We start from the raw sequence: 8,961 nt of genomic DNA on the forward strand, positions 1-8,961 counted from the left end.
CCCGCGGTGCCCGCGATACCCCAACGATGAGCCTGCTCGGCGTACCGTCAGCCAGCCTGAGGGGCTGCAGCGCGATCGCCACGGCAGGGGCCGCGACGTGTGCCGTGAGAGAATCCTTGACCTGCGCAGGGCCGTGAGTACATTCCCTCCCGCGCGGTGGAGCAGCCTGGTAGCTCGTCGGGCTCATAACCCGAAGGTCGTGGGTTCAAATCCCGCCCGCGCAACTGGTTCGCGTGAACCACGCGATACCTCGCGAAGCGATGGAACGGAGCCTCGGTCGAAAGACTGGGGCTTCGCCGTTTCTGGGACGCTGCCGTCGAGAGCACCCGTGACTGCGGCCGCGGCATCGTGAAACGGTCCGCGGAAGCGGGGGAGGACCGCTCGCCCAGGGCATCGGCTTCGAGATCGGGCTTGAGAGCCGTCACCTCAGGCGACGGCGACATCTCCCCGGCGCGCGCCGCGCGAGCGTGGTGATGCGCGACCACACGCTGCTCGCAATGAGCTCGGTTCCCAGGTCAGCTCTCCCTCAGCGCCCACGACGTGTCGTATGCGCGCTCGCTCGCCGCACCAGGCGATGGGGTAGCTTTTCATCGGCCACCTGCGTGCCCGCCAGGGTTTTCTCTCCTCATTCGTTATCGCCCGTCGGGCGCAACTCGAGGCGTTGTTCGCGCCCGCACGGGTGCTCTCGGGCGCCGCGCAGCACCTCGCGCCTTCTGGAGCCCAGGCCTCGCCGGCGAGCGGTTGCAGGCCGTCGCCCTGCTCGCTAGGTCCGAGCTCGCCTATGGTCCAGCACGCAGCAACGGCCCGCGTGAGGTGCGGCACCGTCGCGCGAGGGCCCAGCGGCGCCGTCGGCGACGTTCCGTCCGCCGCCGGCAGGCCCGGCCGGCAGTTCACCGCGGTCCTGCGCCGGGACGGCGGGACTGCGGCGCGCTGGCCGCCGGGCGGCACGTCACCTCCGCTCCCCTCGTCGGCGCGACGCGCGCGGACCGGGCGCCGCGTCGCGCACCCCCGCCGGCGGCGCCGTCCTCGTCGCGCCACGGCCTCGTCGCGCCACGGTCCTCGTCGCCCCGCGGTCCTCGTCGCGCCGTAGGCAGGCGCCGGCTCCCTGATGTAGGATGGCGGTAGCGGCAGCTCCTGCGCTCTGAATGCGCGCGCCACAGCGCGCAACCCACCGATGCAATCCCGGTAACCCCCAGCGGACAACTCACGATGGCCAAACCGAACGATCCCTTCGCACCCCCGACCAACACGCGCGGCTCCGCGACGCCGGGGGATGCCGCGAAGCCGCAACGCGGGGTCAGCGCGCCCGCGCCCGCGGCGCGCGCGTTGCCCGCAGCGTCGGCCGGGCCCGCCACCCAGCGAGGGCCGGGGGCCTACGGCGCCCCGGATTTCCTGAACAAGGCCGCCCGCACCGCGCCGCCAGCCGAGCTCCTGAGCGCGCGCACCATCGAGCTCGTGCAGTGGTCCTGGGCGAAGGTGATGCCCATCTCCGATGCCGCGGCGTCCCTGTTCTATGAGCGGCTGTTCACGCTGGATCCGTCCGTGCGGCCGCTCTTCAAAAACGACATGGCCGAGCAGAAGAAGAAGCTCATGCAGATGCTCGCGGTGGCCGTCGACGGGCTGAACAACCTGCCGAAGCTCGTGACCGTGCTCCAGGCGCTCGGCGTCCGCCACCAGGGCTATATGGTGGCCGAGCGCCATTACGATGTCGTGGGCGAGGCGCTGCTCTGGACGCTGCGCGAGGGGCTCGGCGACGCCTTCTCGAGCGACGTCGAGGCGGCGTGGAAAGAGGTCTACGGCGTCGTCGCCGACGTCATGAAGAAGGCCGCCGCGGCGCACGCGGCCGTGGGCACCACGCAGGCGCTCCCGCCGACGCCCGCGCCGGGCGGGCGGGACGCCGCCCGGGGCAACGCCCCGCCGGCGCCGGGCCCCGCGGCGCGCCTGGGCGCCGCGGACCCGGTGCATCGGCCGAAGTCGGTGCCGCCGCCCTCGTCGGCCCAGGCCGCGCGGACGCTGGTCGGGGTCGTCCCGCCGTGGCAGGGCGAGCCGCCCCCGGTTCCACCGGCAGCCGCGCCGGCGGCAGCGGGCCCGAGCGCGGGCGCGCCGATCACCCCGCGCACCATTGAGCTCGTGCAGCGCTCGTGGGCGAAGGTGATGCCGATCTCGGACGCGGCGTCGGCGCTCTTCTACGACCGCCTCTTCGAGCTCGATCCGTCGGTGCGGCCGCTCTTCAAGAACGACATGGCCGAGCAGAAGAAGAAGCTCATGCAGACGCTCGCGGTGGCCGTCGACGGGCTGAGCAACCTCAACAGGCTCGTGCCCGTGCTCCAGGCGCTCGGCGTCCGGCACCACGGGTACATGGTCGTCGATCGCCACTACGACCTGGTGGGCGAGGCGCTGCTCTGGACGCTGCGCGAGGGGCTGGGCGACGGCTTCACGCGCGACGTCGAGACGGCGTGGAAGGACGTCTACGGTGTCATCGCCGACGTCATGAAGAAGGCGGCCGCCGAGCACGTCGCCGGCGGCGGGGCCCCGGGCAAGGCCGACGCGGCGCCGGCCCGCGAGCGCCCGCAGCGGCCGCCGATGTCGGAGCCGCGGGCGCCCGCGCCGCAGAGCGTGACGGAGGTGATGCCGCAGAAGAAGCGCCCGAGGAGCCCGATCGACGAGGACGCCGACACGCTGCACTACCAGACGAACCCGGCCCACGAGGCCCTGGCCAGCAGCGGCATCGACCACGAGGCGCCCCGGGGCCCGAGGCCCGCCGCCGGCGTGCCGGCGAGCCCGCAGGGGCTCGTCGTCCCGTTGTCGGGGCAGGACATGGTCCTCCAGGTCCAGGTCAAGCTGGACGGCCCGCTCGTGACGGTCCCCGCCGCTGCGCCGGTCGTGGCCCCCGCCGCGCCGGTCGCGCAGGAGCCGACCGGGCCGAGCGGCCTCGTCGCCGGCCTCGCGATCGGGTTGCTCTCGATCGCCGCCTCGATGGCCACGGCCATCCTGCTCACGGTGGGCGGGCCCGACCGGGCCGCGGCCGGCGCGGGCGCCGCGGCGGACCGGGCGTCGACCACCGTCGCGTCCCTCGCGACCTACGCCGTGCCGATCATCGTCACGGTCCTGGTCCTCTCCGCCTTCACGATGGGCCACCTCCTGGGGCGGGGCCGGGCGCGGAGCGACGCGGGGCCGGGCGGGGGCCGGCTGTGAGCCCGCGCGCGGGTGATCACCGGTGACCTCGGGCCGACGCATGCGCCGGGCGAGCGCAGGGGTTTGATGTCAAGATGGGAATAACTCTCCGATGATCGCGGATCCTGCGATGACGCTGACCCACCTGGCGGGACAGTGGCTGGGCCCCTTCCAGCTGATCCAGCTGCTCGGCATCGGCGCGATGGGCGCCGTCTACCTGGCCCGGGACACCGTCCTCCAGCGCGACGTGGCGGTGAAGATCATCGCGAAGGGGAGCGCGGACACGGATCCCGACCGGCGCGACCGCTTCCTGCGCGAGGCGCGGGCGGCGGCGCGCCTCCTCCACCCGAACGTGGTGCAGATCTTCCAGGTCGGCGAGGACGAGGACGTCCGTTACATCGCCATGGAGTACGTCCACGGCCTGACCATGGCGCAGGCGGCCAAGCAGCAAGGCGGACGCTTGCCGGAGCAGTTCGGGATCGAGAAGATGCGCGAGGCCGCGGCGGCGCTCGAGCTCGCGGCCTCGTTCGGCATCTCCCACCGCGACATCAAGCCCGCGAACCTCCTCCTCAACGCGTCGGGGACGCTCAAGATCGCGGATTTCGGCCTCGCGTCGCACCCGGAGAGCGGCCCGCTCGGCAGCGCCAGCGCCTCCCGCTCGCTGGAGGGCACGCCGTTCTACATGAGCCCGGAGCAGTGGACCGGGCAGGAGATCGCGCCCCCGTCCGACATCTACAGCCTCGGCTGCACCTTTTACCATCTGCTGGTCGGCCGGACGCCGTACTCGGCGCGGGATCTCGCCGGCTGCTTCCAGGCGCACTGCCACGCTCCGGTCCCGGATCCGAAGCTGGCGATGCCGGACATCGATCCGCTCCTCGCGGAGCTCCTGCGCCGCTGCATGGCGAAGCGGCCCCAGGAGCGGCCGTCCGCCGGGCACATCGTGGCGTTCCTCGAGGACATGCTGATGCTCCGGCGCAGCAGCGTGCGGCCGCGGGAGCTGCCGGAGCCCAAGCGCCCGAGCCTGCTCTCCACGATGGAGCTCTCCGACACGCGGGTGAGCGAGCTGCCGCCGGCGCCCAAGGGCTCGGTCGCGACGCCGACGGGCACGATCCTGGTGAGCAGCTCGACCGCGCTCGGGCATTTCACCGGCCAGTACAGCTACCGCGACCATTTCGGGCTGACCGGGTATCCGTTCAGCGACATCCGGCAGCCGAGCTTCTTCTGGGATGCGGGCCCGTATGCCTGGATCCTGAGGACCCTGGCGTCGCAGATCGTGGCCGGGCAGCGCCCTGCGATCCTCGTGGGCGAGCCCGGGAGCGGCCGGACGTTCGTGTGCGAGATGATCAAGAACAAGGTCCCTCGCATCCAGGTCTTCACGATCGAGCCGCAGCTGCTCTTCGGGACGCGGCCTCTCGTGTCGCTGTGCAGGCAGGTGGGGGCGACGGCCATCTCTCCGACCCTGAGCCAGCAGTTCCTTGTCGACGCGTTCCTCGGTCAGGCGCTCCTCCGCGCCGGGCCGGACGCGATCGCGGTCCTGGTCATCGACGGCGTCGATCCGGAGGATCACGACCTCCTGATGGAGCTCCACGACATCCTCCGCTGCGCCCCCCTGGGCCGGCTGTCGATGATCCTGGTGGGCGCCCCCGATCTGCCTGCGACGCTCGCGTCGAACGGCGTGCCGCGCGAGCTCTACACCGGCGCGCAATCGCTCCTTTTGCCCGGCATGACGCAGCAGGAGATGATCGAGTACATCGACTTCAGGATGCGGTCGGTCGGCGGGAGCGGGCGGGGGCTCAAGCTGGACCTCGCGTCGCAGCAGCTCTTGCACGCGAGGAGCGGCGGCAGCCCGAAGCTCATCAACATCTATTGCCACAACGCGCTGACGCTCGCGGCGCTCCAGGGCGAGTCCGAGGTGAGCCTGTCGTCGATCCGCCTCGGCATGAAGAGCAAGAGCTACCTCACCGCCGACGCGGCCATGGCCCTGCTCCGCGGCTGAGCCGCGCGCCGCGGCGAGCCGTCGCAGCCGGGCTGGTCGAGGGCGCCGGCGGCGTCTCCGCCCCGCCGGACCTCAGTCGGTCCACTGGTGGGTCTCCTCCGGTTTCCCGCCGAAGGCGGCCATCGGGACGGTCCACGTGCGGGGCCGCCGATCGCTGCGCGCGTACTCGCGGACGCGGCCGGCCGCGAAGAACGCCGTCGTCGCGCGGAGCAGCTCCGGGAACTCCTTCACGAGGCCGGTATGCACGGGCATGACGGTCTCCAGGGCGAACGCCATGGCGACGTCGGCCAGGGTGGTGCGGCCGGGCAGGATCCAGTGCTCGGCGTCGGCGCGCGTGCGCACGAAGTAGTCCTCCAGCCGCTCGAGCTTCTTTCCGGTGGGGGCGCGGTGATCGGCGCGGACCTCGTGGAAGCGTGGGTTCCAGAAGAGCGCGCCGGCGTCCTACCGCGGGCACACCTTGCACCTTGCGTGCGAGCGACTCGGCACCACCCTGATCCTCGCCCGCCCGTACGACGCACCGCACACCGCACGCAGCGCTCTTCGGCAAATCCCCCGCGCAGGTCTACGAGGAGTATCCCCACGTCACCGACGTCCTCGACGGGCGGAAGAGCTCTTCACCTCGGACGCGATCGCGATCGCTGCACGAGGCGGCCGCTGGCAGCCTGCGCGACACCGACCGACTCGCCACGGCCGGTCTCCGCGCCTCCATAAAAAACGCAAGCTCGTCGGGCGCGATGTCCTGAGCCGCATCCTGCAACTGGACGCCGAGGAGGCCGGATGAACGCCGCCCCCTTGACCGAGGAGGACGCGCGGCGCGGCGACGACGAGGGCAGCGCCGTCGCCGTCCTCGTCGTTGCCTTCGCGCTCGCCCGCGACGCGCTCACCGCGAGCTACCCGGACGATCCCGATCCGCTCTGCCCTCGCATCTACGCCGTCGACGTCGTCCTCCATCACATCGACGGGCTCAGCGACGCCATCACGCGCTACCACGCCGTCCTCGACGGCGATGACCGCCTCCCCATCAATATCGACTGAGAGCCTCGTCGCTCTGCGACCGCCGCAGTCACCCGGCGCCTCGCCTCGTTGCAATCGCGGTGAGCGGAGATCCAGCTCGATGACGGCCATCACGGAGCCGGATCTTCCGGCCATCAAACAGCCTGCTCGGCAACAACAAGAAGTGCCACGCGCACGACGCGACCGCACCACGGTTGCCCACCGGAGCTGTGGCGATGGTGCTCGCCGATCCGCCGTGGCGAGCCGTGCTGGTGCGTGGGCCTCGCGGGGATCGAGCAGGCGGAGACGACAGGACCGCTGGAGGGATGAGTCGAGCCTTGCAAGCCGTGCAGGCCCAGGGGCAGCGACGGGTGCGTGGGGGCGCAGGGCCTCCAGGCAAAGGCCCCATGGGATGGGCCGTGCCGAGCTAGGCTAGGGCGGCCGCGAAGCGGACGCCGGGGTTCGGGGCGGAGCCCCGAGGAAACAAAACTAGTTCCGCCCGCGCGAAACCGCCGCGAAGCGGCGCAGAAGTCCGGCCATCCCTGGCCGGACTTCTGGCGGGCGGGACTAGGCACTAGGCGGAGCTCGAAGCGCTCCGGGCCTTCACCTCGTCGATGCCTCCGGCCATGTAGAAGTCCTGCTCTGCGACGTGGTCGAGCTTGCCATCGAGGATCTCCTCGAAGCCATCGATCGTGTCCTTCATGGGGACGAGCTTCCCCGGCCGGCCCGTGAACTGAGACGCAACGAAGAACGGCTGCGACAAGAACTGCTGTATCCTGCGGGCGCGCGCGACGATCAGCTTGTCGCCCTCGCTGAGCTCGTCCATGCCGAGGATGGCGATGATGTCCTGGAGGTCCTTGTAGCGCTGGAGCGTCTGCTGCACGCGACGGGCCACGTTGTAGTGTCGTTCGCCGACGATCATCGGGTCGAGCATCGTCGAGCTGGAGTCGAGCGGATCGACGGCCGGGTAGATACCAAGCTCGCTGATCGCGCGCGAGAGCACCGTGGTCGCGTCCAGGTGCGCGAACGCCGTCGCCGGCGCAGGGTCGGTGAGATCGTCTGCCGGGACGAAGATCGCCTGGACGCTGGTGATCGACCCCTTGGTCGTCGAGGTGATCCGCTCCTGGAGCGCGCCCATCTCGGTCGAGAGGGTGGGCTGGTAGCCGACGGCGCTCGGGATGCGGCCGAGGAGGGCGGAGACCTCGGAGCCGGCCTGCGTGAAGCGGAAGATGTTATCGACGAACAGGAGCACGTCCTGTCCCTGTTCATCGCGGAAGTGCTCTGCCACCGTGAGGGCGGACAGCGCGACCCGGGCGCGGGCGCCGGGTGGCTCGTTCATCTGGCCATAGACGAGCGCGGTCTTGGAGATGACCGGCTCACCGGTCTCGAGCTTCGACTCGCTCATCTCGAGGTACAGATCGTTGCCCTCGCGGGTGCGCTCGCCAACGCCGGCGAACACGCTGACGCCGCCGTACGCCTTGGCGACGTTGTTGATGAGTTCCAGGATGATGACCGTCTTGCCGACGCCGGCGCCGCCGAACAGGCCGATCTTGCCTCCCTTGCGGTAAGGCGCGAGCAGATCGATGACCTTGATGCCCGTCTCGAATACCTCGACTTTCGTGGACTGGCTCACGAAGGCGGGCGGTTCCTTGTGGATAGGCGCGAACTGCTTCGCGTTCACGGGCTCACCTCCGTCGACGGGGGTCCCGACGACGTTGAGGATGCGGCCGAGGCATTCTTCGCCGACCGGCATCATGATCGGCGCGCCGGTGTCACGGACCTCCATCCCTCGCATCAAGCCGTCCGTTGAATCCATCGCCAGCGCCCGAACGGTTGACTCGCCGAGGTGCTGGGCTACTTCGAGCACCAAGTTGTCGGGCTCGGCGGAAATGCTCGGGCTGGTCACCTTGAGAGCATTCAGAATCCTGGGCAGCTGGCTTGACGGGAACTCGACGTCGACCACGGGGCCGATGACCTGGGTGATTTTTCCAACAACCATGGAAATGGGGCCTTCCTTACGTAACCAGTGAAATCCGCGGCACCCTAGCACAGCGCTTGCGTGTCCAACAAGTCCGATAAGATGCTACTTTGGATTACATCGGAGCCGGATGTGTGCCTCGCTGCACGGAGGCGTCCGCGCGTGCCGTGGCGCGCGATCCTCCCCCGCTCCTGTGGACACCCACGAAGGCGTCGCGAGGATGGATGGGACGGAGAAAGAGGAGGGCGTCCTCGCCTGAACCCGGGCGGGAGGCGGTGCGGCCGGCTCAGCAAGAGCGCACGGCGGCATCACCCCCCTTCGCGGCGATGCCCTTGACTCCCCTGCGCGCGGCCCGCTCCGGCGAATCATGTGAGCACGGGGAGCCCCCCGAAGCACGGTTTGATGGTGGTTGTCAAGGGTGAGCCATCGCGGTGATGCGGCGTCACGTGAGCAAGGGATTGTGTACCTCTGGTATCCAGCGGATGGCATCCAGGCAACGTCCAAGTGACCTGAGCTCGCGCCATGGTTCCTATGGACCTGGGCCCGATCCCAGAGCCTCCTGGATGATGTGCTCGCATAGGGTCAAACGACTCTCGGTGTGCGGGAAACGTCTCTCGTGGCTTCTCGTGTCGTATTGGGGCACGGCTTCGACGTTCAGGCCCGGGCTCGCCCGGACCTCGGCTCTGACCGGACACATCCGTGCATGTGCATTCAATGTGAATGTAATATTGTATCGTGGTTAAATCATCGTGTTAGTGTCAAATTATTCCGTCTCAAACATGTGGCACGGCTTTCTGTTTGATCTAACATCCCGCGGCCT

At 69.9% G+C, this 8,961-nt stretch carries 5 protein-coding genes and 1 tRNA gene; 4 read left to right on the top strand and 2 right to left on the bottom strand.

Annotated elements, in window-relative coordinates:
• Positions 1–150 precede the first annotated feature (150 nt).
• The 3 genes from WME98_RS27880 (at position 151) to WME98_RS27890 (ending at position 5,170) form a co-directional block, all read left to right on the top strand.
• A tRNA-Met gene (locus WME98_RS27880) sits at positions 151–224 on the top strand.
• Positions 225–1,209: 985 nt separating this feature from the next.
• The gene (locus tag WME98_RS27885) at positions 1,210–3,195 is read left to right on the top strand and encodes a globin family protein (protein ID WP_437944744.1); all 1,986 of its coding nucleotides are present in this window, start codon (positions 1,210–1,212) and stop codon (positions 3,193–3,195) included.
• 109 nt (positions 3,196–3,304) lie between these two features.
• On the top strand, positions 3,305–5,170 hold the full coding sequence (locus WME98_RS27890; protein ID WP_437944746.1) for a protein kinase domain-containing protein: 1,866 nt from the start codon (positions 3,305–3,307) through the stop codon (positions 5,168–5,170).
• 72 nt (positions 5,171–5,242) lie between these two features.
• Here the strand turns inward: WME98_RS27890 and WME98_RS27895 are convergent, their stop codons facing one another.
• A complete protein-coding gene (locus tag WME98_RS27895; RefSeq protein WP_437944748.1) occupies positions 5,243–5,512 on the bottom strand; it encodes a hypothetical protein in 270 nt (89 codons plus the stop codon).
• A 435-nt stretch (positions 5,513–5,947) separates the two neighbouring features.
• Between WME98_RS27895 and WME98_RS27900 the strand changes: the two genes are divergently transcribed.
• The gene (locus WME98_RS27900; RefSeq protein ID WP_061628518.1) at positions 5,948–6,205 is read left to right on the top strand and encodes a hypothetical protein; all 258 of its coding nucleotides are present in this window, start codon (positions 5,948–5,950) and stop codon (positions 6,203–6,205) included.
• Positions 6,206–6,737: 532 nt separating this feature from the next.
• Here WME98_RS27900 and atpD read toward each other — a convergent pair.
• Positions 6,738–8,168 (bottom strand): F0F1 ATP synthase subunit beta, encoded by a 1,431-nt coding sequence (atpD, locus tag WME98_RS27905; RefSeq protein ID WP_044987500.1) that lies wholly within the window; start codon positions 8,166–8,168, stop codon positions 6,738–6,740.
• Positions 8,169–8,961 lie beyond the last annotated feature (793 nt).

This window comes from Sorangium sp. So ce296 (genome assembly GCF_051529605.1).
In the GTDB taxonomy this organism is placed as follows: Bacteria; Myxococcota_A; Polyangia; order Polyangiales; family Polyangiaceae; genus Sorangium; species Sorangium cellulosum_D.

Coding starts and splice junctions, on each gene's coding strand:
- WME98_RS27885 (WP_437944744.1), top strand. CDS start 1,210: ATGGCCAAACCGAACGATCCCTTCGCACCCCCGACCAACACGCGCGGC.
- WME98_RS27890 (WP_437944746.1), top strand. CDS start 3,305: ATGACGCTGACCCACCTGGCGGGACAGTGGCTGGGCCCCTTCCAGCTG.
- WME98_RS27900 (WP_061628518.1), top strand. CDS start 5,948: ATGAACGCCGCCCCCTTGACCGAGGAGGACGCGCGGCGCGGCGACGAC.